This is a genomic window from Glaciimonas sp. PCH181 (assembly GCF_003056055.1).
Taxonomy (GTDB): Bacteria; Pseudomonadota; Gammaproteobacteria; order Burkholderiales; family Burkholderiaceae_D; genus Glaciimonas.
Window position 1 is genome coordinate 2,143,621 of record NZ_PYFP01000001.1, and the last position, 24,113, is coordinate 2,167,733.

Genomic DNA, 24,113 nt, shown 5'->3' on the forward strand with positions numbered 1-24,113 from the left:
TCAAATAACTCGTTTATGCAGTTCCGGCAACTTAATTAAGTAGCGCCAATACTCTGTCCAAAGACGCCTGATCGACGATAGCATCGCCCGTCAATTCGCCATTAATACGCTTGGTCAATCCAGCAAGAACCTTGCCCGGACCACACTCAATAATGTGCGTTGTACCTTCGCTCGCAATTTTCTGGACTGTTTCAACCCAGCGCACAGGACTGGCAGCTTGCCGCACCAATGCATCTTTGATAGCAGCAGCGTCAGTAGGGCTGGCGACATCAACATTATTAATTAAGGTAATTCCAGGCGTTGCAAAAACCAACGGCGCCATATATTCACGCAACCTATTCGATGCAGGCACAAGCAATGAAGAGTGAAATGGTGCCGAAACCGGCAATGACAAGGCACGTTTTGCACCTTTCAATTTAGCGGCCTCGCAAGCACGTTCTACTGCGGCCTTGTGACCCGCGATCACAACCTGCGCAGGCGCATTAAAGTTAACCGCCTCAACCACTTCGCGCTGCGCTGCTTCGACGCACACTGCGAGCACATCCTCGTCGGACAATCCTAAAATTGCAGCCATGCCGCCTTGACCAACTGGCACAGCCTCCTGCATTGCCAATGCACGAAAACGCACCAGCGGTACAGCATCCTTAAAATTAATCACGCCCGCAGCGACCAAGGCCGAATACTCGCCCAAGCTATGCCCAGCCACTATTGCGGGGACTTGCCCACCCGCAGCAATCCAGGCCCGATAAAACGCCACCGCGGCAGTGAGCATGACAGGCTGCGTATTGGTAGTCAGATCCAGCGCTTCTTTTGGGCCTTCGGCGATTAACTTCGCCAAATCAAATTCGAGCGCGTCGGATGCCTCGGCAACGGTATCACGCACAATTTGATTGTCAGCAAAACCGTTCAACATACCGATCGCTTGTGAGCCCTGCCCAGGAAAAACAAAAGCAAATTTAATCATACGTATTTATGTGATTTTATTAAATTAATGAAGTCGATATCAGAAATAAGAAAAATGATGAGATTTTCCTGGAGAAGGCATCACATCATGATGGCGCGCCCGACCTATGCGCAGCTTACATCTTTGCAATGATCGCACCCCAGGTAAAACCACCGCCAACGCCTTCCATCAATATATTCTGCCCAGCCTTGACCCGACCGTCACGTACGGCTTTATCGAGTGCAAGTGGAATGGATGCTGCTGATGTATTGCCATGCTGATCGACTGTCACCACCATCCGTTCTGGCGGCAGACCAAGTTTGCGGCCTGTACTTTGCATAATACGAATATTGGCTTGATGGGGAATCAGCCAATCTATTTCTAACGCCTGCAGGCCAGCAATCTCCAGTGCCTCATTGGCGACCTTCTCCAGCACAGACACGGCTAGCTTAAATACCGCCTGACCGTCCATGTATAAAAAAGCACTTCCTTCCACTACACCACTAGCCACTTTGCCGGGAACGCACAGAATATTCGCATAGCGCCCATCGGCATGCAGTTTAGTAGCTAAAATTCCCGGCTCTTTCGAAGCAGTCATCACCACTGCGCCAGCGCCGTCACCAAACAACACACAAGTGGTACGATCTTCAAAATTCAGGATGCGCGAGAATACTTCAGTGCCGATGACGAGTACGTTCTTGTGCGTGCCTGCTTTAATAAAGGCATCAGCGATCGAAACAGCATAGACAAAGCCGCTACAGACTGCCTGCACATCAAACGCTGCGCCGCCGGTAATGATCCCAAGTTTTTGCTGTACTACACATGCTGTGCTGGGAAATCCACCAAAATGGTCCGGCGTCGAGGTCGCGACAATGATCAGATCAATGTCGGCGGGGACCATTCCAGCCATTTCCAAAGCGTGCTTTGATGCGGCAACGGCGAGATCACTGGACTGAACGTCAGGTTCGGCATAATGACGCGCAGAGATACCGCTGCGCGAAAATATCCATTCGTCGGAGGTCTCTATACCCTTCTCAGCCAACTGCGCCGTCAGGTCTTGATTCGTAACGCGTTTTGGTGGCAAATAACTGCCAGTACCTACAATTTTGCTATAGATAGTCATGCTGTTTTCTGTTGGGGTGACTCAATATTGATGGCCGCATTGGCGACTCCTTCGACCGGGGCCGAAACTACTTCGGACTGCGGCATCAACTCTGCAATGGTCGTCGTAATACGCGACAGCACATCGTACTTCGCTGCATCGAATGCACGCTGGATCGCCCATTCGTACCCATAAGCATCCGCGCCGCCGTGGCTCTTGAACACCAAGCCACGCAAACCGAGCAAACTTGCGCCATTGTAGCGCGATGGGTTGAGGCGACGCGAGATTGCCTTAATCGCACCACGCGCTATCAAAGCGCCAATCATATTTAGGATGCTGCTTTTAAATTCTGTCGTCAATACACTTTTAACAAGCCGCCCCAATCCTTCCGAGGCCTTCAGCGTAACGTTGCCGACAAAACCATCGCACACAACAATGTCGGTGGTTCCTTCAAAGATATCGTTACCTTCGACATTGCCATAAAAATTTAGGATGCCTCTTTCATGATCGGCGCGTAACAACTCGGCCGTTTGCTTCACCATTTCATTGCCCTTGATATCTTCCTCACCGACATTCAGCAAACCAACGGTGGGTTTAGGCTTCCCCTCCATCGCCGCGACGAGCGCTGAGCCCATCAATGCGAACTGATGCAAATGCTGAGGCTCGCAATCTACATTCGCACCCAAGTCGAGCATGTAGGTAGGACCATCTTTTTGATTCGGAAGAATAGTACAAATCGCCGGACGATCAACGCCGGGGATAGTCTTCAGCAGGTAACGCGAAACCGCCATCAGCGCACCCGTATTACCCGCAGAAACGCAAGCGCGCACCTGCTCATCCTTAACCATTTCAATGGCAATGCGCATCGACGATTTCTTCTTGCGACGCAAGGCGGTTTCGATAGAGTCATCCATCGTTATCGCTTCCTCCGCGTGCACAACAGAAAGGCGAGGATGCGACTGCGCTTTATGTTTTTTTAATTCGGCCTGAATTTGTTCTTCAAGTCCAACCAACACCAATTCAGCCTCTGGTTCGCGGTTAGCAAATGAAATGGCTGCAGGAACCGTAACAGATGGGCCATGATCACCACCCATGCAGTCAATAGAGATTTTAATTGTCATTATTTTGATTCATTGCCGTTTCCAACCAACATTATGGAGCAGATTTGGCTAGCTTCAAAATCACCTCGTGCAATTTTTTATCGCAAAAGAAAAGCGGCACCATCGAGAAGCTCAATGGTGCCGCTTTTTAACTTGAAACAATAGCAAAATTACTCGTCGTTCTTAGTCTTCAAAACCTTACGGCCACGATAAAAGCCATTTGGGCTGATATGGTGACGCAGATGTGTTTCGCCAGTTGTTGGCTCAATTGCCAGCGGAGGCGCGACTAGAAAATCGTGGGCACGGTGCATGCCGCGCTTGGATGGGGTCTTTTTATTTTGCTGAACAGCCATGATAACTCCTGAATCTAAGATCTAAAATTTTAACATATCTGAATTTCCACCACTGAAAATTCAGAATTTCCTGCCGCGTTTGGGCGCGGATCCCTACTCATTGCCACACTTAATGCCACACTCCGTCACGTTCGGTACGACATAACATCACTACCGTGACACTTAGCGCGACAACGTTACCGCAATCTGGAACTACAACATTACTACTGCAACTACTTCAAATTCTTGAGCATCGCAAAAGGCGACTCTTTTTTTCCGCTTTTTAGCGCTTCGAGTGCCGATGTATCAGGGCAAACTGCATGCTTAGGGGAAAGCGGCATTGCTAGCAGCGCCTCATCCTCGACCAACTGAAGAATATCGAGTGTTTTAGTCCCGACAATCACATCAATCTGGTCATCATCTAATAAAGCATCGATTTCGTCTGCTGCAGCCTCGTCTCTTGCCAGAATCAATACCGACTCTGAATCGATATCAAAAGCAAAAGGGGTCAGGCAGCGTTGACACGTGATCTGAAGTTGTCCGGTCACAGCTAACGTTAATTGCGCATGATCAGTGTGGTTTGCACCACCCGTCAGCGTCCAATGTAAAGTCCCGGAGCTGTCGGCCAATTCGTCCGCCAATCGCGTCAAATCAGTTACTGGTATCGCACCTTCACGACGTTCTTTAAGACGAGAAAACTCAAACGCGTCGATAACAAATGCACTCATAGGCCAAGCCGAACCCTGAAAACCTGCGATAATAACAGCCTTTTCCCTTATTCGTCAAAGTGTTAGCGCGCTTTTATTGAGTAACCATTCAAAAAAAACGCTAAACATTGCACCTATGTCCTCTACGCAACAACCTCCCAAGGCCACGCAGCCCTACCTCGCACCACACTCAAGCTCTGAAACGCGTCTGATTTTGGCATCAAGTTCTCAATACCGTAAGGAATTGTTGTCTCGTTTGCATCTTCCTTTTGATATATTGGTCCCTGACATTGACGAGACTGCCCACGCTGGCGAAACGCCAGAAATGACCGCCCTGCGACTGGCAAAAGAAAAAGCCATGGCCGTGGCCCGCATTGCGCCCGGCGCTTTGATTATCGGCTCGGACCAGATCGCCACTTTGAACGGTGAGCAAATCGGCAAACCCGGCAACCACGAGAATGCACTAAGGCAGCTACAAAAAATGCGCGGGCAACGCGTGATTTTCCACACCGCCCTCTGTTTGTGGGATAGCCGTTCAGCCCAACCCGCGGAGACTGCGCAGCTTGAAAATATTCAAACCTTCGTCACATTTAGACACTTGCCCGACGCAGAACTGGATGCTTATCTACGTATTGAGCAGCCTTACGATTGCGCCGGCAGTGCAAAAAATGAAGGGCTAGGCATTGCCATACTCGAAAAAATTGAGAGCACCGATCCTACCGCTCTTACTGGACTTCCCTTAATCGCCCTCACTGGAATGCTACGTCGTGCAGGCGTGTCTTTTTTTGCAACTTAAATAGCGCTACACCAATCAGCGCATAGTCGTTGCACACCAACCCACCTCATTAAAAACAAAGGTTAGCATGGCAGGCATCTTATATTTAATTCCAAATACGCTAGGACAAACCGACGGTGAGGTTGGCGATCCACTGACCTCTGTCATCCCGGTTGACGTCCAGGCCATTACGGCAAAACTTGGCTACTTCATCGCAGAAAATGCTAAAACGGCAAGGGCATTTCTAAAGCTGATTAATGTCGCGCATCCGCTGGCCCAACCATTGCAAAGCATTAGTATTGCCGAACTCAATATCAATACCCCAGCCTCTGCGCTGCCCGCATTATTAGCACCGCTTCTGGCCGGACAAGATGCGGGCCTGGTATCGGAAGCGGGCGTTCCCGCTGTGGCCGATCCCGGCGCAAATTTAGTGCGGATGGCGCATGAGCATGGTATTCAAGTACGGCCACTAGTCGGCCCCTCATCATTACTGCTTGCCGTAATGAGCAGCGGTTTAAATGGTCAAAGTTTTGCATTTAATGGTTATCTGCCGATTGATGTCGAACAGCGGAGCAAGCGCATTAAAGCGTTGGAGTTACGCTCTCGTCAAGAAAAACAAACCCAGCTTTTCATCGAAACACCCTATCGCAACGCTGCTTTGTTAGAAGCCCTAAGCACTCATTGCCAGCCCAACACATTAATTTCGGTAGCAACGGATCTGACTTTGCCGTCAGAGACAATTAAAACCCAAAGTGCAGCACGCTGGAAAGCCGATATCAACGCACAGAAAGCACCGAATTTTCATAAAAAACCGACTGTATTTTTAATATTGGCAGAATAATTAGCCATTATTACTCCGCGTGCCATTAATTCTAATGAAGGAATGCGCGCAAGAAAATCGACTCTGCGCGAAACGTTTTTCGCTTTATTTTTTTGCGGGGAATCAACAGACTCGGCCATGCGTCCAAACCGAAAAAATCAGCATCCCATCAACATCAAGATACTTCAAACAAAATGAAAAACGGCGACAGTATTGCGCTGTCGCCGGATTTGCTTGTCTCGAAAGACATAATCTTGAGAAGTCGAAAACTTCTCGGGGCCGCATCTAAATGCAGTGTGTATCCAGTCTTCAAATTGTCATTCCATCGCAAGGGGTGTATCGCTTTGGAGCCGTCAATTTAGTACCGGAAAAAATTACTGTTGAATGGCTAACGATAGTGTGGTCTCTATATTCGCCTCCCGAAGTAACTGTTCTGAATGTACCTTCACTATAAGACAGTATTACGAAAGTGCAAGACGACTTATTCGCTAAGTCGTCTTTAATTAACTAAACAATTATCATAATATTAACGTAACACAGGCTTCTGCGAACTCATCATTGACTCGACAACACCTGCGCCAACCGCTACGCCAAACTTCTTCAACACGCGCTCAGGCAAACCTTCACTCTTCGTGTAATCGACAACATCTTCCGCTTTAAGAATATCGCGGGAGACGCTTTCGACAGTACCGAATCCATCTGCCAATCCCATATCAACAGCCTTGCTGCCGGTCCAAAATAAGCCCGAAAATGTTTCCGGTGTTTCTTTCAAACGCGTGCCACGACCTTTACGCACAACGTCGATAAATTGCTGATGAATTTCGCCCAGCATTTCTTTCGCATAGCCCTTCTGTGTCTCGCTCATTGGACTAAATGGATCGAGAAATCCTTTGTTCTCGCCAGCCGTTAACAAGCGCCGCTCCACACCCAGTTTTTCCATCAAGCCAGTAAAACCGAAGCCATCCATCAGGACGCCTATAGAACCAACAATACTGGCCTTGTTGACATAAATCTTGTCAGCAGCGGCAGCGATGTAATAACCACCAGAAGCGCACATTTCATCTACTACAACGTAGAGCGGTTTTTTTGGATATTCTTTGCGTAGCCGACCGATTTCATCATTGATGATTCCCGCCTGCACAGGACTACCGCCAGGACTATTAATACGTAAAATGACACCCACTGAATCACTTGCCGCAAATGCATTATCAAGCGCGGGAATCAGTACATTCGCCGAGCCGTTGCCATCTGCATCGATAGTGCCATTCAGTTTAACCAACGCGGTATGTCGGCCAACTGTTGGAGTGTCGGCGCTCTCGTAATGCGCGGCGTACCAAAAACCAAAGCCGATCAGACAAAAAGTTGCCAGCTTAAAGAAAATTCCCCAGCGGCGACGCGCACGTTGCTCACGCAAAGATGCCGTTGCCAATTTTTCTAGTAAATCCCGTTCCCAGCCTTCTTTTTTTGCATTTTCCATATTTTAAATATCGCTTTTACAAATTGTTATTACGCTCATTCCGAGAAATTATGTTGTCGGAATAATCAGATTGCTTCAGGAAACGGCTGCCCTTCGGGTGCATTGACATAGTCGTCAGGACGCCAGAATACCTGATTATCGTTTTCTTCAACCGCCAGCTTACGCAAACTAGCGCCTTTGCAAGGGCCACCAACACACTTACCTTTATCAGGCGTGTACACGGCGCCGTGTGTGGCGCACATTATATATAAGCCGCTGGACTCAAAAAAATCGCCCTCGTTCCAATCCAATTCTATCGGCACATGCGCACAACGATTCAAATAACCATGGGCCATGTTGTCATATCGCACCACAAAGGCAGTGGCCGCTTGCCCATCCACACGGACCGCGAAGCGCACTCCCCGACCACGCTCAACCAGTTCAGACGAAGAACAGATGGGTATCAAATTAGTTGTCATATCAACCTGCAATCTGCAATCAATTAGCCATTGTCATTTAGCCAAGCATGTAATTGCACAACTGAACTGGCAGTGAACACAGGTTGCAAGGCATTGAGCTCGATTATCGGATGCGCGCCGTAATCGACAGCTAACGGCGTTGCTCCTGCATTGATAGCCATTTGCAAATCATGCGTGGTATCCCCGATCATGACTGTACGCTTCAAATCCTGCCCCAATTCACGCGTTAGTTCTTGCAGCATCGCTGGATGCGGCTTGGAAAAAGTCTCGTCAGCGCATCGCGTTGCATCGAATACCGACAACAAATTAGTCGCATGTAACGCACGATTTAATCCAACCCGGCTTTTGCCCGTCGCCACAGCCAGAAAATAACCTTGCTGAGAGAGATCGGCCAACATTTCACGGACGCCATCAAAAAGCGTTAAATCCTGATCCTGGGCCAGATAATGGTAGCGGTAACGCTCAACTACGCGAGGATAAAGATGCGCTTCCAAGCCAGGCAATGCCATCTGCAAGGCCTCAGCTAATCCAAGACCAATCACATGCGAAGCCGCTTTACGGTCAGGCACCAATAAGCCTAAATCTTTTGCGGCTGCCTGAATACATTTGACGATCGTGGCCGTGCTGTCCATCAACGTGCCGTCCCAGTCGAACACAATTAAATCAAAACTTTTTCGCGCCATATTTCTGGCAGTTAACTTGCCAGCTCCTTATAAATCTATAGAAAATTGGTTTTGGGCGATGCGGCAAAATAACTCTTAATGCCTGATCGCCCTGTGCCCGCCATTTTAATCGCCCTCAGCCTGCTCTGCTGCGACGCTTACTTGGGGTAAACTTTTCAGGAAACGTTCACACTCCGGTGGCAACTTGGCTTTCAACGTCACGGCTTTACCGCTTTCGGGGTGCGTAAATGTTATCTGATAGGCATGTAAAAACATCCGCTTCAATGCAATTCGGTCGCCCTCGGCTTTTTGCAAAGCGCGATTTAACGCAAAATCACCGTATTTGTCATCGCCCGCTATCGCAAAACCGCTAGAGGCAAGATGCACCCGAATCTGATGCGTGCGCCCGGTCTTCAATTCCGCCTCAAGCAAGGCAAAATCGCCATACCGTCGGATCAGATTAAAAATGGTGTGCGACTCCTGACCGCCTTCCTGCACCCTTACGCGGCGTTCGCCGTCCGCAGCGGTATATTTATGTAAAGGCAACTTTACATGTTGACGGGCGTTTTTCCAATCACCCTGCACCAACACGAGATAGCGCTTATCTGTATCGCCATCGCGCATCTGCTCATGCAAATTAGTCAACGCAGAACGTTTCTTTGCCAACAACAAAATACCCGACGTATCACGATCCAGCCGGTGCACCAATTCCAGAAATTTGGCATCGGGACGCGAGGCCCTAAGTTGCTCGATGACCCCATAACTGACGCCGGAGCCGCCATGAACGGCGACGCCCGCTGGCTTATCGATGACAAGCAAATGGTTATCTTCGAGCAATATTTTAAATTCTGCGCCCGGTGCGGTTTTCTCGGCTTTCTCCGCGATACGAATTGGGGGAACGCGCAAAATATCGCCAGCCATTAATCGATACATTTGATCAATCCGGCCTTTATTTACCCGTACCTCGCCTGAGCGCAGTACCCGATAAATATGACTTTTCGGCACGCCCTTGCAAACACGTAATAAATAGTTATCAATCCGCTGACCTGCTTCTTCGTCTGAAATAGTAACGAATTGCACCTGTGGAGCAATGACTGGAACGGCGGGTGGAGCGGGTGCGACGGCAACTTTCTTAATCACATTAGGCGCCTCAATGACTTTACTTTGAGGGACGGTTTTATACTTGGTCGCGGCTGGGTTCCGCGCCTGTGCCTTGCCCTGAGTTCGCCCATCACGGCGCCCCTCAGCCCTTACGCCAGAAAATCTCGCTAAGTCCTTCATTTTGAATATATAATTGTTTCACAGCTGTTACAAAACGGCTGTTGGTGTAAGAATAAAAAGACCATTCTACACAGGGGCGTCTCCACCAGCCTCGCCAATTTGCAAATTTGATGGAAAAATGTGTACGCATCACCCCTGCGCGAGTCAAGGTCGCACCGTAGTTGTCATCGGATAACGCGCACGGTTGTTGGACAGTATGTTTGGATGAATAGGATAAAGTCTGGCGAGCCCGGCACACGTCTCAGAGTTTGAGGCGGTAAGTGACGGGCTCGCTAGTAAGTGTAGTGAACATAACGCCGTTTTTGCTGAACAAATGTTTTTTTTAAACCTGCCAAGCCGCCCACCCCCAGATATCATGCTCGCAATGTGTAATTGCACTATGCACGACACTGACACGGTGAGCGCTGGTAATGTTCAGCATACGGCGTCACTGCATACGCGCCCCGTTGTGCCCTCAGCGACATCGTTGCGCTGACACACCAAGGCAATTCCCGCCTCCCAAACACTCCATCCTTGCGTACATCCCTGTATTCTGCCGCTGGAAGTATTGCTTTTTTGCAATATTAAGCGGCATCAAAATGGCCCCAGGGTCACGGAGTGAAAAAATGAAACGCATGTTGTTTAATGCTACGCAGCAAGAAGAATTGCGCGTAGCGATTGTTGACGGGCAAAAGCTCATCGACATCGATATCGAAACCACCGGACGCGAACAACGCAAGTCCAATATTTACAAAGGTGTGATTACCCGTATCGAGCCGTCGCTGGAAGCCTGCTTCGTCAATTACGGCGAAGAACGCCACGGTTTCTTACCGTTCAAAGAAGTTGCCCGCACCTATTTTAAAGAAGGCGTCGATGTCCGCAGCGCTTCGATTAAAGAAGCCCTGCGCGAAGGCCAGGAAATCATGGTCCAGGTCGAAAAGGAAGAGCGCGGCAACAAAGGCGCCGCCCTGACCTCTTTCGTCTCACTGGCCGGTCGCTACCTGGTATTAATGCCTAATAACCCACGTGGTGGTGGGGTTTCCCGTCGCGTTGAAGGTGAAGACCGCCAGGAACTGCGCGAGACGATGGACAAGCTGGACCTGCCATCAGGTATGTCAGTCATTGCCCGTACCGCCGGTATTGGCCGTAATGTTGACGAACTACAATGGGATTTGAATTACCTGATGCAGCTTTGGCGCGCAATCGAAGGCGCTGGCACGCAAGGTAACGGCGCTTTCCTGATTTATCAAGAATCGTCATTGGTCATCCGCGCTATCCGCGACTATTTCCAACCGGATATCGGCGAAATCCTGATCGACACCGACGAAATTCACGAACAAGCACAGCAATTCATGGCGCACGTGATGCCGGACATGGTTCACCGCGTCAAGCGCTACCACGATGACGTGCCACTGTTTTCGCGTTTCCAGATCGAACATCAGATCGAAACAGCCTATTCCCGCACTGTGCCATTGCCATCCGGCGGCGCGATTGTGATCGATCACACCGAAGCCCTGGTATCAGTCGACGTCAACTCAGCCCGCGCAACCCGCGGCAGTGACATCGAAACCACGGCCTTTAACACCAACTGCGAAGCGGCTGAAGAAGTCGCCCGCCAATTGCGTTTACGCGATTTGGGTGGTTTGATCGTCATCGACTTCATCGACATGGAGAATTCGAAGAACCAGCGTGAAGTCGAAACACGCCTGAAAGATGCGCTGCGCTACGATCGTGCTCGTGTACAAATGGGCAAGATTTCACGCTTCGGCTTGATGGAATTGTCCCGTCAGCGCCTGCGTCCTTCGTTATCCGAAGGCAGCCATGTAACCTGCCCACGTTGTAACGGTACGGGTCACATCCGCGATATCGAATCGTCCGCCTTGCAAGTCCTGCGCATCATCCAGGAAGAAGCAATGAAAGAAAACTCGGCCGCCATTCATGTTCAGGCGCCAGTCGATGTTGCAGGTTTCTTGCTCAATGAAAAGCGTGGCGAGATTCTCAAAATCGAAACACGTCACCGCGTTGCCGTGATTTTGATCCCGAACAAACATCTGGAAACCCCTCATTACAAACTGGAACGTCTGAAGCATGACGATCCGCGTTTGGAAGAAACTCAGGCCAGCTACAACATGGCAGAGCAAGCTGACACCGATATCGGTTACAGCAAGCGTCAAAAAGAAGAAGGCAAACCGCGTCAGGAAGCCGTCGTCAAGGGCATTACCCCTGACCAACCAGCACCTATCGTTGAACGCAAACCAGTGACTGTCGCACCGGCCGTGGCACCAACGATTGCCAACACCGGCGAAGGTTTGATTGCCAAGATCATCGCGTTCTTCACCAAGAAACCGGCAACAACAGTTGTTGCTACACCAACTGTAACAGCCGCTAAACCGCCTCAAGCGCGTGACCGCACCGAACGTGGCAACGATCGCAATGGCCGTGGCCAGCGTGGTCGCAGCCGCGGCGGCCGTAATCGTGATCGTGACGAAGAAGGCGCACCGGTTGAAGTACGTGAAGAAAATGCCAACAGTGCTAAAAAGCCAATCGCAGTAGCAGACGTCGCAATTGCTGCCGCCGCAGAGGCCAAAGCACAGCAACGTCAAGCGCGCCCACCACGTGAACCAAAAGAGCCACGCGAGCCTAGTGAAGCCCGTCCAGAAGGTCGCCAACGTGCCGAGCGCGCGCCGCGTCCTCCACGGGAAGAGCGCAAAGAAGTTGTGAGCGAAGTCAAGAAGGAAGAAGCACTGCCAAGCACACCAATTGTTGAAACACCATTGGTTGCAGCAGAAGTTGTCGCGGCGAAAACTGCTGACATCGAAGCGTTCGATGCAAGCGCTCCACGTGCCGAAGGCGAAGCAGCAGAAGGCGAAGAACCACGTCGTCGTCGTCGTCGCGGTGGCCGCAACCGTAACCGCAGAGATCGCGATACGAACGAGACCGGTGTTGAAGGTAGCGAAAGCTTGCTAGACGAGAATGGTGATGCTGTTGAAAACAACACCATTGAAGTTAGCCATGCCGTTGCCGCCAATGAAGAAGTTAGCACCGTTGCTACCGTCGCCACAGTAACAGCGGCAGCAGCATTGATTGCAACGCCAGTGTTAGCCCATGTTGTGACGGCTCAAGAGCGTACGGAAGAAGCAGCGCACGAAACGGCTGCAACAACTGTAGCGTCAGCGCCAATTGTCCCAAGCCCGCTCACAGTTGCTGTCGCTGCACCAACCGCTCCGCAGCATGTTGCACCCGTTGCTGAAGTGATCGACACACAGCCTGAGGTAGAAGCCGCGAAAGAAATATTCGCTGCGCCGGTAGCGCCGGCAACCCCAGTAACAGAAGCAGAAGCAGAGGCAGTCAATGCTCCTGAACCAGTTGCCGACATACCAGCTGCACCTGTCATTGCCGCGTTGCCAGAAGTTGCTGAAACGCCTTCTTTCCAGACACCAAAGGAAGAAGTCATTGAAGCACCTAAGGTAACTGAAGCAACTTCGTTAAGCGAAGTAAACGAAGTAAGCGAAACAGTTCACGCGCCTGCGGTCGTTGAAGAAGTGGCAGCAGAGCCGGTTGCGACAGCGCCGACTGCCGCAGCACCAGCCACAGTTGCACCGGTTGCAGTCGAACCAGAACCAGTAATTGCCGCTGTGGCACAACCGGTTCCTTCAGCACCGACCCCAGCGCCAGCAGCCGTTTCATCAACGTCATCTCCAGTCGATGATTTGCAAAGCGTATTGGCCTCTGCCGGTTTGACATTGGCAGCGACCGATCCAGCTAAATTACGTGCAGCGCAGGAAGCAGCAGCTAACATCGTGGTTGCACCGCGTGCTCCACGTGAACGCAAACCGCAACCAGTGTTAGTGGATGAACCATTGGTCCAGATCGAAACCGAGCATCGGCAATAAGTTGCATATGAACGTGCAGAAGATCGATTAATTAGTGGGATGATAAGGGCGGGTAGGCAACGCTCTTCCCCACTGACTAAATCTGCGTTAGAAAGACAAAGAGGGAGTAGAAAAACTCCCTTTTTTATCGTCCAGAATTTCGTCGCCGAGCACCAAGAATTTGCCACCGTGGTATCTTGCGTAAAGATCTATCCATAGCGCAAAGAGGTAAAGTTGCATGCCATTTCCAGTATTTTTCAGATAGACACTATGACTAAAAAAGTCATCCCGCTGATCGATCAACGACTGCTTCCTCCCGGTCTTCCGACCACCCTTGAAACCCCTACCGGTTTGATAACGGATGTTTCAGGACGGCCCTTGCATGACTTGCGCATCTCAGTGACCGATCGCTGCAATTTCCGCTGCGTGTATTGCATGCCACGAGAAGTTTTTGATAAAAATTACACATTCCTACCGCACACGGATCTTCTGTCATTCGAAGAAATTACCCGTTTAGCGAGTCTTTTTGTCGCGCATGGCGTTCAGAAAATCCGCCTGACCGGCGGCGAGCCATTGCTACGTAAACATATCGAAAAGTTAATCGAGAAGCTCAGTGCACTAAGAACGCCAGACGGAAAAGATATCGATCTGACGCTTACCACCAATGGTTCGCTGCTGGCAAAAAAGGCACAGTCGCTCAAGGATGCCGGACTAAATCGTGTCACTGTGTCGCTGGATGCAATCGACGAAAACATCTTTAAAAAGATGAACGATGCCGATTTCCCTGTAGCTGACGTATTGCATGGACTCGACATGGCGCATCAGGTTGGACTTGGACCGATTAAAGTCAATATGGTCGTTAAGCGTGGTGTCAACGATCAGGAAATTTTGCCGATGGCACGTTATTTCAAGACATCGCCATTCATTCTGCGATTTATCGAATACATGGATGTTGGTACTTCAAATGGTTGGAAAATGGACGAGGTCGTGCCTTCCGCAGAAGTCATCCAACGTCTGCAAAACGTTTTCCCGATGGCGCCGTTAGCCGCCAATTACACCGGCGAAACCGCCCAACGCTGGCGCTATCAAGACGGTGACGGTGAAATCGGCTTGATTTCCAGCGTCACGCAAGCCTTCTGTAGCGATTGCAGTCGTGCGCGATTATCGACCGAAGGTAAGTTGTACACTTGTTTATTCGCCACTGAGGGGCACGATTTACGGGCCTTATTGCGTGGCAATGGCAGCGATGCAGAACTCTCGACCGTCATCGGCCAACTATGGCGCGTCAGAAATGACCGCTACTCAGAACTACGCACTCTAAACACTGACGGACTGGCTCCGCCAAGAAAAAAAGTAGAAATGTCGTACATCGGCGGATAATTCCAAGTAACCTCCGTTCGACCAACTTTGGTCATCTCTATCTCAGACCTTAGCCTCTACCCAGACTTTAAACTGACGCGTCCTCGCGTCTTCATTCATAGCCTCTATCCGGACCACCGCCATTATGCAGCCCGATCAGATCACAGGACTTATTCTCGCCGGTGGCCGCGGCAGTCGCATGGGCGGTGTCGACAAAGGATTGCAAACACTCAACGGCATGACGATGGTCGCGCACGTGATCTCCAAATTAACGCCGCAAGTCGGCGCGCTGATGATCAACGCCAACCGTAATCTAGATGCCTATGCTGCCTTCGGCGTGCCGGTTTTGCCTGATGAAAATACCGATTTTTCCGGTCCTTTGGCCGGAATACAGGCTGGGCTGCGCCACTGTCAAACGCCTTATTTGGTTATAGCTCCCTGCGACTCGCCCTTCTTACCTGTGGATCTGGTGTCGCAATTATCGGCAGCATTTGAAAGTGCCGATGCTGATCTTGCTGTCGCCGCAACCACTGTCGTCGACCAACATGGCGATAAAAAACAAGCACAACCAGTGTTCATGTTGTTAAAGTCGGCATTAATTACCGATTTGACACAGTTTTTAGATGAAGGGGGACGTAAAATCGAAACCTGGTATCGACGTCAGCATTACACAGAAGTGCTATTCGCCGATGCACTGGCATTTCGCAATATCAATACGCCCGATGAATTACGTGAAGCAGATAACAACTAATGACAAAGCGCATCCCATCCGATACTCCGGCGACACCTCCTCCAGCATCAGCATTAACGCAGGCGATCAGTTGCGTTTCCGATTACGATCCGGAAGCATTACAAGTCACCCACGCGCAAGCCATTATCCGCAACTGCATCAGCCCCATCAATGCGATGGAAAAGGTGGCCATCCGCAGCGCACTTGATCGGGTACTTGCTACCGATATTATTTCGCCTATCAATGTCCCCGCGCACGATAATTCGGCCATGGATGGCTACGCGTTTCACGGCGAGGATTTGCGCGCAGAAGGTGCCACGGTATTAGAAGTCATCGGTACGGCGCACGCAGGATGGGCCTATGAAGGCACAGTCGGCAACGGTCAGGCGATACGCATCATGACAGGGGCATTAATGCCGGTGGGTCTCGATACGGTGATTCCTCAGGAGTTTGTCAGCGTCATCGACCACGCTAGCGATGCTACGTCTTCCAAAGCAATCACGATTGCGTTCGGTGCGGTGAAGGCTGGCGCCAACCGCCGTCTGGCCGGAGAAGACTTGCAAGTCGGCGCTGCGGCATTAAAAAAGGGACGCATTTTGCGTCCGGCCGATCTTGGCCTGTTAGCCTCATTAGGGATCGCTGAAATCCCCGTTCAACGACGTTTGCGCGTCGCTTTCTTTTCCACTGGGGATGAATTGCGGTCGGTCGGTGAAGTGCTCGATCCCGGCTGTGTCTATGACTCCAATCGCTACACGCTGTACGGCATGCTGACCCGCTTAGGCTGCGACATCATCGATATCGGCGTCGTAGCTGACGATCCGGCTGCTTTGGAAGCGGCATTCATTAACGCCGCTGAAAATGCCGATGCGATTATTACTTCCGGCGGCGTCTCCGTTGGCGATGCAGACCACACGCGGCAAATGATGGCCAAATTAGGTGAGGTCGCATTCTGGAAAATCGGCATGCGCCCCGGTCGCCCGCTGGCGTTTGGCACCATTAACAGCTCTGGCAAACCGGCAGTTTTTTTTGGTCTTCCCGGCAATCCGGTCGCCGTGATGGTGTCGTTTTATTTTTTTGCACGCGATGCCTTACATCACTTGATGGGAGCGCATCCTGCACCTCTGCCACTCATGCAAGTATCGTCTGCATCGGCCATACGAAAAAAGCCGGGACGTACCGAATATCAGCGCGGCATATTGTCACGTCAAACCAACGGTGAATGGTCGGTCAAACCAACAGGCGCCCAGGGTTCAGGGATTCTGCGCTCAATGGCCGAAGCCAATTGCATGATCGTTTTAGCGCATAATCAAAGCGATGTTGGAATTGGTGATCAGGTAGATGTGATTTTGTTTGATGGCTTGATTTAAATCACACTTCGCTTGTACTCGATGTGACTTAAGTCAGGCTGAATACGCTGAATGTTTACTTTGCACTGTCGTGACAGCATTGACGGCAGTGCAAAGATCAAAATTCCTCGAATCAAATTTCTTCGTCTTGCAATTGCGCGGTGTCCTTACCTAGCAATATTTGTGCGGCTTCGCTCGGCATTGCCTCCACCGATTTCAATTTACGCGCCATTTGCCGACTACGCACTTCAGCCTGATCGATATTTTTTGCAGCGCGCTCAAGGGTCAATTTGGTTGCGGCCAAGACGTCGCCAAATTTACTGAATTCGGTCTTAACCGCACCCAATACTTGCCAGACTTCCGACGAACGCTTCTCTAACGCCAACGTTCTGAATCCCATCTGCAAACTGTTCAGCAGCGCCGATAACGTCGATGGGCCAGCGATGCTGATACGATGAATGCGCTGCAAATCGTCGGACAAACCGGGACGCCGCATGACTTCTGCATACAAACCTTCAGTCGGCAAAAAGAGAATTGCAAAATCAGTAGTAAGCGGCGGCGACAGATATTTTTCAGCGATGGTTTTAGCTTCACCGCGCACCGCGCGCTCTAACTCACGTCCAGCCAAGGCGACGCCTTCCGCATCCGCACGATCAGCCGCCTCCGATAGACGCTCGTACTGCTCCTTCGGAAATTTGGCATCAATCGGCATCCAAACAGGCGTATTGCCATCATCGCTTCCTGGCAATTTGATCGCGAACTCAACCCGCTCTCCGCTGCCCGGAACAGTCTCGACATTTTTCGCATATTGCTCTGGCGTCAAGACCTGCTCCAACAGCATTTCAAGCTGAACTTCACCCCACGTTCCACGGGTTTTGACGTTCGTCAGAACCCGCTTTAAATCGCCGACACCAATCGCCAATTGCTGCATTTCACCTAAACCCTGATGTACTTTTTCCAAACGGTCAGAGACGATCTGGAACGATTCTCCCAGCCGTTTTTCTAGGGTGGCGTGGAGTTTCTCATCCACCGTCTTACGCATTTCTTCCAACCGCAAACCGTTGTCATTTTGCAAGTCTTTAATTTTAGCTTCAAGCGTCGTTCGGATTTCGGACATGCGTTGGGCATTCGATTCAGTCAGTGTCGCCAAAGTCTGATTTAACGTCTCACCAAAACGCTGCAACGACAAAGCCTGCTCTTCACGACTGGTCTGCGCTTGCTGATGCATCGCCAGCCGCATGCTGTCGAGTTGCTGTGCATTCGTTTCATTGAGTCGGACTAGTTGCTGCGCGAAAGCATCGATTTGACTATTTTGTAGTGTGGCGACGCTGGTCATTTGCGCCACCAGCGTCTGTTGCAATTGTCCAAAACTTGCGCCGATTTCCTGACGCGTACCCTGCGCACTGGTTTGCACCTGATCACGCAGTTCGCGTTCATTGCGCTCGGCGATATCTTGCTGGCGACGCAGCAAATCATCTTTTAACTGCGTCAATTGCAGCAGATGAGAATCGGCATCGGCACCGCTGCGATTGCTGCGGAAAATGGTAAACACTTGCAGCGCGACGATGATGATCGCAAGAATAAATAAAACAATTAACGCAGTTGACGTCATGGGGTCGATTCAAAAAAAAGGGGCTGCATCGGCAACCCGTTGAAAAAATATGCTGACTCAGCACGAGAGCACGAGATTTAAGCCTCGACCTTATCGGCTTTGTTGCGCATCCAATCCGCAGTATCAAAAAAAGAGGCCAGCAAACGCTGCTGCAATCCCTCATCCATTCCGACGTCCTGCATCGCCAATGCCATACAACGCAGCCATTGATCCCGCTCTGGCGTGGCAATCGCATACGGTAAATGGCGCGCGCGCAATCGAGGATGACCAAACCGCTCAACAAATAAATCGGGGCCGCCACTCCAGCCCGACAAAAACCAAAAGAATTTATCCCGAGAACCATCCAGCGAAGTCGGATGCAATACCCGAATACCGGCAAAATCAGGTTCCAGATCCATTAAATCGTAAAAGCGATCAACTAGTTCACGCAAACGTTCGCCGCCGCCGATTAGCGCATACAGAGAAGGCGGTTGTGCCGACTCTGCGGTAAGGTCGGTAATAGAGGAATTTTTATCAATAGTCATAGAACGGAATGATAACGCAACCCGCGTTGAAATATTCGGACAGCCCACATCCCCCTCTCCAATATCCTCTTGTAGGTCAAAAAAACCAGCACACGTTATTGTTTCCTACGGGAAGACAAGCATTTCACTGATAGTTCCGGCCGCATGCATCTACTACTATTTACTCAACCTCAGTATCGCAAGTATTGCTGCAAGTAGTCATATTTACTATCTCAGTTGTTAGAAGCACGGCAACGTTTCTTGGCAAGCCAGCCGAGCAAAGAAATCTACTCAAAAGTACCCAAATTTTCTTCGAAAGGAAATTGATCATGAATTCAATATCAGACAGCGAAGGGAATGTTAACCAACTACGCGATGGCGTAGCATCCCGCATCAAAGACAAAAGCGATGACTTGCACCATGGCATTGACAAAGCCGCCGAAAACGCTAAACCCGCCGTTGACAATCTTGCTGCCAATGCGCATACCGGCGTCGATCAAGTGTCCAGCGCGCTCACCGTGGCTACTGAAAAATTAGCCCAGCGCACGCACGAATTAACCGAAACTTATCAACGTTACGCAGAAACTGGCCGCCGCTATGTACGTGAGAGCCCGGCCGTTTCTATCGGATTAGCGTTAGCTTTAGGCTACGTTCTCGCAAAGCTATTCAATCGCAGTGAGAACTAACTGAACTCACTGTTTCTGCAGGCACATCTCCGTCCATCTGCTCCTTAACATGGAGCAGATAATTTTTCGATAACGCATCACAGCGTTGACTTATCGACGATTAGCACCTCGCCGCGTGCATTATTTACACTATTTAATAGGAGCAACAAATGAAGAAAATCTTAATGCTGTCCTTCGCCGCCCTGGTCGCTAGCACGACTCTTCCGACGTTTGCGCAAAACACGACGCAACCGGATGCTCAATCCATGCCAAGCAGCGGTATGGGCAAAACCGCCACTGACGACGCAAGCACCGGCAGCAGCATGAGCAAAAGCGATATGACCAAGAAAAAGCATATGAAGAAAAAAATGCAAAAAAACAATATGTCCCAATCAACGCTGAATCCGGACGGCACTGAAAAAGTTGATACCAAGCATTAATAAGAAGTTAGGTGCATCACATTTCTTCAGGCTAAAGGTCGCTTCCGGAATGCATGGACGCGGCCTGTGCCGTATCTCATCTACATCTGGTTTTTAATCTTACTTAGGCAGGTTTTAGGCAATCGACACGACACGCGACAACTCCGTGTGCTCCGTTCCCTGCCTGGCCCCCGGACCCTTGAAAAATAGTGCTCTTCGTCCCTTTGAAAGGATAGGCTATGAAAAACGCAAACTCCGCAAAAGATGCCGTCAGTATGCTGGTCAAAGACCATAAAGACGTTAAAGCGATGTTCAAACAATTCGAAGATCTGACAGATCGATCAAAGGCCAAGAAAAAACAACTCGCCGATCAGATTTGCGAGGCGCTGACATTACATACGCAGATAGAGGAAAAGATTTTCTATCCTGCGGTGCGAAAAGCGATTGGAGAGGATGATCTGATGGATGAGGCGCTGGTAGAACATGCCAGCGCCAAGGACTTGATCGCAGAAATTGAAATGATGGATCCGGGCGACGATCTTTACGATGCAAAAGTCCACGTCTTGTCAGAACAAATTGAACACCATGTCGAGGAAGAAGAAACCGACATGTTTCCTAAAGCCAAAAAAAGCAAGCTTGACCTGGTCGAACTGGGAGAAGAAATGAGCGCTCTCAAAGCAGATTTACAGGGCGAAGCGCTTTAATAGTATGCAAAAGAATGACAATCATTCAGCGTGACATTTGCGGCGAGGATTCTACGATTCGTCTGTAACCTACCGAATTCTTAAGTAATAAAAACGGACCAGAACGGGCCGTTTTTATTGCTTTCAACGGTAACGGATTACAGCTCGATTACAGACAGATTCAAGCCTCGCGTAAGGTCTCCAAAGGCGGTCGCGACAGCACGCTGCGCAATCCTATCCAGCCGCCAATAAACGTACAAGCCGCGCCGATCGCCATGCCGGCAATCCAAATCCACGGACTGAAAGTCCAGGTAAAGCTGAACACGTAATGCGCCAACGCCCATCCTGTCGCAGCCGCACCGCTAGCCGCCAAAAACCCGGCCAGACAACCAATCAATGCAAACTCAATCCATTGCGCATGCGATAACTGTTTTCTGGTCGCGCCCAAAGCGCGCAGCAATCCGGCTTCGCGCGTGCGTTCCCCTTGCGAACTCAACAACGCTGCATACAACACCAGTCCACCCGAGGCCAACGTAAACAAAAACAGAAACTCCACCGCAGCAACAACCTGATCGATTACGTCTTGCAATTGCTTGATGATGCTGCCGATATCCACCACCGTCAGGTTCGGAAAGTCACGCGTCAATTGATTCCCGAGATTGCTATGCGCAGGCGGCAAATGGAACGCCGTAATCCAGGTCCTTGGCATATCCACCATCGCCTTAGGATTCAGAATCACGAAGAAATTCACCTGCATCGAGCCCCACTCCAATTTACGCAAGCTGGTAATCGGTGCGCTGACCGTTTGTCCGGCGATATCAAAGGTCAATTTATCGCCGAGTTTTAGATTTAAGGTCTTTGCCAACCCTTCTTCCACCGACGCCTCTGGTTGATCATCCTTATACCAGGTGCCCGCGACGAGGTTATTTTTTGGCGGAACATCGGCCATCGTCGACAAGTTAAATTCACGCTCCACCAAACGCTGCGCCCGATCTTCAGTGTAAGTTGCAGCGGTGATAGCCTTGTCATTGATTTCGGTCAGGCGGCCACGAATCATCGGATACATATTCGGCTGCGGCACGCCGCCAGCAATCAACCGCTGGTTAACGTCCTTCTCCTGTTCCGGCTGAATATTAATCACGAAGCGATTTGGCGCATCTGGCGGGGTCGCCTGACGCCACGCTCCGATCAGGTCCCCACGGATCACCGTCAGCAATAACAGCGCCATCAGGCCTAGCGCTAATGCGACGATCTGGACGATGGTCGCGCCCGGACGCCGTTGCAAACCGGTCAGCGCAAAGCGCCAGCTAGGATGTTTTAGTGCGCCACGCAAATACCGTAATGACTTCAATGCCAGCCAGGAAATCAACGCAAAGGCCGCAAACCCACCCAAAAATCCAAGCGCTGTCAGCAAGCCTAATTTAACGTCGCCCGCTTGCCATAACAGCAACCCGATAAAGGTCAGTGTGCCTAAGCCATAGGTGGCCAGCACCATCGCTTGCGGTGCATCTTGCTCGCGCCGGATCACACGATTGTGCGGGACATTGCGAAGCTGCAAAATCGGCGGCAGCGCAAACCCCAGCAGCAACAGCAAGCCGGTAGCAATGCCCTGCAATCCGGGGATGACGCTGGCAGCAGGCAAATCATGCGATACAAATTTTCCCAGCCATTCCAGCAACACAAAATGCGCCCCAAAACCCACCAGCGCACCAAGAATGCTGCCAACCAAGCCGATCAATAAAAACTCATACAGATAGAGCTGCGTGACCTGATTCTGGGTCAAACCCAGACAGCGCAACATCGCGCAAGCATCCAAGTGACGAAGCATAAAACGCCGCGCCGCCATCGTAATGGCAACCGCCGCCAGCATTGCGGATAACAAGCTTACCAAAGACAGAAACTGCTCGCCCCGATCCAATGTAGACCGCATCTCGGGACGACCATTTTCCAGTGATTCTATCCGCACACCTTTGACGTTATCGCGTGCAATCGCGGTCTCTACCCAATCCTGAAATGCCTGCGTTGCAGGCGCAGCCCCCGCCAGCAGCAAACGATAAGTAACGCGTGAACCGTCTTGCACCAAATGGGTCGCTACCAGATCGGCCATCGATAACATTACGCGTGGCGAAAAATTGACGAAGCCGCTGCCACGATCCGGCTCAACTGCCAGAATATGGGCAATCGTAAAACTACTATCGCCGAGTTTGAGCGACGCGCCGATCGGCAGGTTTAATGCAGTGAGGATATTCTGATCGACCCATACTGTGCCCTTGGCAGGAACAGTGCGCGTAAGGACGCCATTATTGTCAGGCTTATCAGCGATACGCAGATTGCCGCGCAAGGGATAACCGTTGGAAACGGCCTTCAACGATGCTAATTGAGAACGCGCATCGTCGCCCTCACCAGCCAAGGCCATGCTGGGAAATACGATCGTGTCGGCAATTGTCAGACCGCGCCGTTGTGCTTCGGCACGCCAACTGGGGTTGACCGGTTGGTCGGCAGCAATCAGTAAATCGGCACCGAGTAATTGATGCGCATCGCGGGTTAATCCAGCCCGCATCCGGTCTACAAAAAATCCGACCGAGGATAAGGCCGCTACCGCCACAATCAATGCTACTAATAAAAACCGTAATTCACCCGCCCGCCAATCGCGTTGGGTCATGCGTAGAGACTGCTGAATCATGTACTAAGCCTTTGAAAAACCCAGCGCAGACTACGCCACAACTTGGGCAACAACCAGATTGCAAAAATAAAGAATACCAGCAAAAATCCAAACAGCAGCAACGGGTGATAAAACGCTGCCCATAATGCGCCCAGCACGGTCAAATCTTCTGTGAATGAAGCGGCCCAGTTGCTTAAAGGTTCGGGTGAAGTATTGATCATCGCCCGGCTGCCAGCCTTGGTAGCATGCGCGCTGGCGGCAAAAGTCCCGCCGATCAGCGCCGCCACAGTCGTCCACGCCGGGTCCATATGTCCCATCGCAGCCGCACTGAGAACCGCACCGGCAGGAATCCTGATAAAGGTCTGAACCGCATCCCAGACTGAATCCAGACCGGGAATTTTATCGGCTAAAAACTCAATCGCCGTCAATAAGCCCGTGACGCCAAGTACCCAGGGCGACTGCAAAACATTCAGCGCATGGGGAAGCGTAATCCATCCTAAATTGGCGAACAAACCAGCGACGAACAACGCCATATATAAACGAATGCCACTGGCCCAGGACAAACCAGCTGCCATCGCTGCAGTCGAAAGTGATTCGATCATGTCGTCTCCTAGCTACAACGGGGA

At 50.7% G+C, this 24,113-nt stretch carries 23 protein-coding genes; 9 read left to right on the forward strand and 14 right to left on the reverse strand.

The genetic code is table 11. The features are described 5' to 3' along the window. Nucleotides 1-31: 31 nt before the first annotated feature. The 5 genes from fabD to C7W93_RS09955 form a co-directional block, all read right to left on the reverse strand. Nucleotides 32-964, reverse strand: a complete 933-nt coding sequence (gene fabD, locus C7W93_RS09935) for an ACP S-malonyltransferase (RefSeq protein WP_108439860.1) — start codon at nucleotides 962-964, stop codon at nucleotides 32-34. Between the two features lie 115 nt (nucleotides 965-1,079). After that, the gene (locus C7W93_RS09940) at nucleotides 1,080-2,066 is read right to left on the reverse strand and encodes a beta-ketoacyl-ACP synthase III (RefSeq protein ID WP_108439861.1); all 987 of its coding nucleotides are present in this window, start codon (nucleotides 2,064-2,066) and stop codon (nucleotides 1,080-1,082) included. Then, complete coding sequence (gene plsX / locus C7W93_RS09945) at nucleotides 2,063-3,166, reverse strand: phosphate acyltransferase PlsX (protein WP_108439862.1); 1,104 nt, start codon at nucleotides 3,164-3,166, stop codon at nucleotides 2,063-2,065. The genes C7W93_RS09940 and plsX overlap by 4 nt, the downstream gene beginning before the upstream one ends. Before the next feature lie 149 nt (nucleotides 3,167-3,315). Continuing rightward, complete coding sequence (rpmF, locus tag C7W93_RS09950) at nucleotides 3,316-3,498, reverse strand: 50S ribosomal protein L32 (protein ID WP_014006864.1); 183 nt, start codon at nucleotides 3,496-3,498, stop codon at nucleotides 3,316-3,318. A gap of 212 nt (nucleotides 3,499-3,710) precedes the next feature. Beyond that, on the reverse strand, nucleotides 3,711-4,205 hold the full coding sequence (locus C7W93_RS09955; protein ID WP_108439863.1) for a DUF177 domain-containing protein: 495 nt from the start codon (nucleotides 4,203-4,205) through the stop codon (nucleotides 3,711-3,713). A 115-nt stretch (nucleotides 4,206-4,320) separates the two neighbouring features. Here C7W93_RS09955 and C7W93_RS09960 point away from each other — a divergent pair, with 115 nt between their 5' ends. Beyond that, on the forward strand, nucleotides 4,321-4,980 hold the full coding sequence (locus tag C7W93_RS09960) for a Maf-like protein (protein WP_108439864.1): 660 nt from the start codon (nucleotides 4,321-4,323) through the stop codon (nucleotides 4,978-4,980). Between the two features lie 67 nt (nucleotides 4,981-5,047). Beyond that, nucleotides 5,048-5,800, forward strand: a complete 753-nt coding sequence (locus C7W93_RS09965; protein WP_108439865.1) for an SAM-dependent methyltransferase — start codon at nucleotides 5,048-5,050, stop codon at nucleotides 5,798-5,800. 505 nt (nucleotides 5,801-6,305) lie between these two features. Here C7W93_RS09965 and C7W93_RS09970 read toward each other — a convergent pair. The 4 genes from C7W93_RS09970 to C7W93_RS09985 form a co-directional block, all read right to left on the reverse strand. Beyond that, the gene (locus tag C7W93_RS09970) at nucleotides 6,306-7,256 is read right to left on the reverse strand and encodes a S49 family peptidase (protein WP_108439866.1); all 951 of its coding nucleotides are present in this window, start codon (nucleotides 7,254-7,256) and stop codon (nucleotides 6,306-6,308) included. Between the two features lie 65 nt (nucleotides 7,257-7,321). After that, a complete protein-coding gene (locus C7W93_RS09975; protein WP_108439867.1) occupies nucleotides 7,322-7,714 on the reverse strand; it encodes a Rieske (2Fe-2S) protein in 393 nt (130 codons plus the stop codon). A gap of 23 nt (nucleotides 7,715-7,737) precedes the next feature. After that, nucleotides 7,738-8,397, reverse strand: coding sequence for an HAD-IA family hydrolase (locus tag C7W93_RS09980; RefSeq protein WP_108439868.1), 660 nt, complete (start codon nucleotides 8,395-8,397; stop codon nucleotides 7,738-7,740). A 105-nt stretch (nucleotides 8,398-8,502) separates the two neighbouring features. Further along, nucleotides 8,503-9,657, reverse strand: a complete 1,155-nt coding sequence (locus tag C7W93_RS09985) for an RluA family pseudouridine synthase (RefSeq protein WP_370446416.1) — start codon at nucleotides 9,655-9,657, stop codon at nucleotides 8,503-8,505. A gap of 605 nt (nucleotides 9,658-10,262) precedes the next feature. On the opposite strand from C7W93_RS09985, the gene C7W93_RS09990 reads away from it, so the two are divergent. After that, the gene (locus C7W93_RS09990) at nucleotides 10,263-13,529 is read left to right on the forward strand and encodes an Rne/Rng family ribonuclease (protein WP_108439869.1); all 3,267 of its coding nucleotides are present in this window, start codon (nucleotides 10,263-10,265) and stop codon (nucleotides 13,527-13,529) included. 87 nt (nucleotides 13,530-13,616) lie between these two features. Here C7W93_RS09990 and C7W93_RS25255 read toward each other — a convergent pair whose 3' ends face one another. Then, a complete protein-coding gene (locus tag C7W93_RS25255; protein WP_255419124.1) occupies nucleotides 13,617-13,748 on the reverse strand; it encodes a hypothetical protein in 132 nt (43 codons plus the stop codon). Nucleotides 13,749-13,778: 30 nt separating this feature from the next. On the opposite strand from C7W93_RS25255, the gene moaA reads away from it, so the two are divergent. From moaA to glp, 3 genes are all read left to right on the forward strand, one after another. Further along, the gene (moaA, locus tag C7W93_RS09995) at nucleotides 13,779-14,888 is read left to right on the forward strand and encodes a GTP 3',8-cyclase MoaA (RefSeq protein WP_108440584.1); all 1,110 of its coding nucleotides are present in this window, start codon (nucleotides 13,779-13,781) and stop codon (nucleotides 14,886-14,888) included. 121 nt (nucleotides 14,889-15,009) lie between these two features. Next, nucleotides 15,010-15,618: a molybdenum cofactor guanylyltransferase MobA gene (gene mobA / locus C7W93_RS10000; RefSeq protein WP_201747243.1), complete on the forward strand. Its 609-nt coding sequence runs from the start codon at nucleotides 15,010-15,012 to the stop codon at nucleotides 15,616-15,618. Beyond that, nucleotides 15,618-16,964 (forward strand): gephyrin-like molybdotransferase Glp, encoded by a 1,347-nt coding sequence (gene glp, locus C7W93_RS10005; RefSeq protein ID WP_108439871.1) that lies wholly within the window; start codon nucleotides 15,618-15,620, stop codon nucleotides 16,962-16,964. Before mobA ends, glp begins: the two co-directional genes overlap by 1 nt. A gap of 112 nt (nucleotides 16,965-17,076) precedes the next feature. Here glp and C7W93_RS10010 read toward each other — a convergent pair whose 3' ends face one another. Both C7W93_RS10010 and C7W93_RS10015 read right to left on the reverse strand, forming a co-directional pair. Beyond that, nucleotides 17,077-18,555: a DNA recombination protein RmuC gene (locus tag C7W93_RS10010; RefSeq protein WP_201747185.1), complete on the reverse strand. Its 1,479-nt coding sequence runs from the start codon at nucleotides 18,553-18,555 to the stop codon at nucleotides 17,077-17,079. 77 nt (nucleotides 18,556-18,632) lie between these two features. Next, entirely contained in the window at nucleotides 18,633-19,055 is a 423-nt protein-coding gene (locus C7W93_RS10015; protein ID WP_201747244.1) for a group II truncated hemoglobin, read from the reverse strand. Nucleotides 19,056-19,387: 332 nt separating this feature from the next. On the opposite strand from C7W93_RS10015, the gene C7W93_RS10020 reads away from it, so the two are divergent. The 3 genes from C7W93_RS10020 (at nucleotide 19,388) to C7W93_RS10030 (ending at nucleotide 20,846) form a co-directional block, all read left to right on the forward strand. After that, nucleotides 19,388-19,744 carry a hypothetical protein gene (locus tag C7W93_RS10020; protein WP_108439872.1) on the forward strand — a complete coding sequence of 119 codons (357 nt, stop codon included), beginning with the start codon at nucleotides 19,388-19,390 and terminating at the stop codon, nucleotides 19,742-19,744. Nucleotides 19,745-19,893: 149 nt separating this feature from the next. Continuing rightward, nucleotides 19,894-20,163: a hypothetical protein gene (locus tag C7W93_RS10025; protein ID WP_108439873.1), complete on the forward strand. Its 270-nt coding sequence runs from the start codon at nucleotides 19,894-19,896 to the stop codon at nucleotides 20,161-20,163. A gap of 218 nt (nucleotides 20,164-20,381) precedes the next feature. Continuing rightward, nucleotides 20,382-20,846, forward strand: coding sequence for a hemerythrin domain-containing protein (locus C7W93_RS10030; protein ID WP_108439874.1), 465 nt, complete (start codon nucleotides 20,382-20,384; stop codon nucleotides 20,844-20,846). Between the two features lie 160 nt (nucleotides 20,847-21,006). Here the strand turns inward: C7W93_RS10030 and C7W93_RS10035 are convergent, their stop codons facing one another. Both C7W93_RS10035 and C7W93_RS10040 read right to left on the reverse strand, forming a co-directional pair. Next, complete coding sequence (locus tag C7W93_RS10035; RefSeq protein WP_108439875.1) at nucleotides 21,007-23,508, reverse strand: ABC transporter permease; 2,502 nt, start codon at nucleotides 23,506-23,508, stop codon at nucleotides 21,007-21,009. Then, a complete protein-coding gene (locus C7W93_RS10040; RefSeq protein WP_108439876.1) occupies nucleotides 23,505-24,089 on the reverse strand; it encodes a DUF4126 domain-containing protein in 585 nt (194 codons plus the stop codon). The genes C7W93_RS10035 and C7W93_RS10040 overlap by 4 nt, the downstream gene beginning before the upstream one ends. Nucleotides 24,090-24,113: the final 24 nt, after the last annotated feature.

Excerpts from the sequence above, each read along its gene's own strand:
- fabD (WP_108439860.1), bottom strand. The coding sequence starts at position 964 with ATGATTAAATTTGCTTTTGTTTTTCCTGGGCAGGGCTCACAAGCGATC.
- C7W93_RS09940 (WP_108439861.1), bottom strand. The coding sequence starts at position 2,066 with ATGACTATCTATAGCAAAATTGTAGGTACTGGCAGTTATTTGCCACCA.
- plsX (WP_108439862.1), bottom strand. The coding sequence starts at position 3,166 with ATGACAATTAAAATCTCTATTGACTGCATGGGTGGTGATCATGGCCCA.
- rpmF (WP_014006864.1), bottom strand. The coding sequence starts at position 3,498 with ATGGCTGTTCAGCAAAATAAAAAGACCCCATCCAAGCGCGGCATGCAC.
- C7W93_RS09955 (WP_108439863.1), bottom strand. The coding sequence starts at position 4,205 with ATGAGTGCATTTGTTATCGACGCGTTTGAGTTTTCTCGTCTTAAAGAA.
- C7W93_RS09960 (WP_108439864.1), top strand. The coding sequence starts at position 4,321 with ATGTCCTCTACGCAACAACCTCCCAAGGCCACGCAGCCCTACCTCGCA.
- C7W93_RS09965 (WP_108439865.1), top strand. The coding sequence starts at position 5,048 with ATGGCAGGCATCTTATATTTAATTCCAAATACGCTAGGACAAACCGAC.
- C7W93_RS09970 (WP_108439866.1), bottom strand. The coding sequence starts at position 7,256 with ATGGAAAATGCAAAAAAAGAAGGCTGGGAACGGGATTTACTAGAAAAA.
- C7W93_RS09975 (WP_108439867.1), bottom strand. The coding sequence starts at position 7,714 with ATGACAACTAATTTGATACCCATCTGTTCTTCGTCTGAACTGGTTGAG.
- C7W93_RS09980 (WP_108439868.1), bottom strand. The coding sequence starts at position 8,397 with ATGGCGCGAAAAAGTTTTGATTTAATTGTGTTCGACTGGGACGGCACG.
- C7W93_RS09985 (WP_370446416.1), bottom strand. The coding sequence starts at position 9,657 with ATGAAGGACTTAGCGAGATTTTCTGGCGTAAGGGCTGAGGGGCGCCGT.
- C7W93_RS09990 (WP_108439869.1), top strand. The coding sequence starts at position 10,263 with ATGAAACGCATGTTGTTTAATGCTACGCAGCAAGAAGAATTGCGCGTA.
- C7W93_RS25255 (WP_255419124.1), bottom strand. The coding sequence starts at position 13,748 with ATGCAACTTTACCTCTTTGCGCTATGGATAGATCTTTACGCAAGATAC.
- moaA (WP_108440584.1), top strand. The coding sequence starts at position 13,779 with ATGACTAAAAAAGTCATCCCGCTGATCGATCAACGACTGCTTCCTCCC.
- glp (WP_108439871.1), top strand. The coding sequence starts at position 15,618 with ATGACAAAGCGCATCCCATCCGATACTCCGGCGACACCTCCTCCAGCA.
- C7W93_RS10010 (WP_201747185.1), bottom strand. The coding sequence starts at position 18,555 with ATGACGTCAACTGCGTTAATTGTTTTATTTATTCTTGCGATCATCATC.
- C7W93_RS10020 (WP_108439872.1), top strand. The coding sequence starts at position 19,388 with ATGAATTCAATATCAGACAGCGAAGGGAATGTTAACCAACTACGCGAT.
- C7W93_RS10025 (WP_108439873.1), top strand. The coding sequence starts at position 19,894 with ATGAAGAAAATCTTAATGCTGTCCTTCGCCGCCCTGGTCGCTAGCACG.
- C7W93_RS10030 (WP_108439874.1), top strand. The coding sequence starts at position 20,382 with ATGAAAAACGCAAACTCCGCAAAAGATGCCGTCAGTATGCTGGTCAAA.
- C7W93_RS10035 (WP_108439875.1), bottom strand. The coding sequence starts at position 23,508 with ATGATTCAGCAGTCTCTACGCATGACCCAACGCGATTGGCGGGCGGGT.
- C7W93_RS10040 (WP_108439876.1), bottom strand. The coding sequence starts at position 24,089 with ATGATCGAATCACTTTCGACTGCAGCGATGGCAGCTGGTTTGTCCTGG.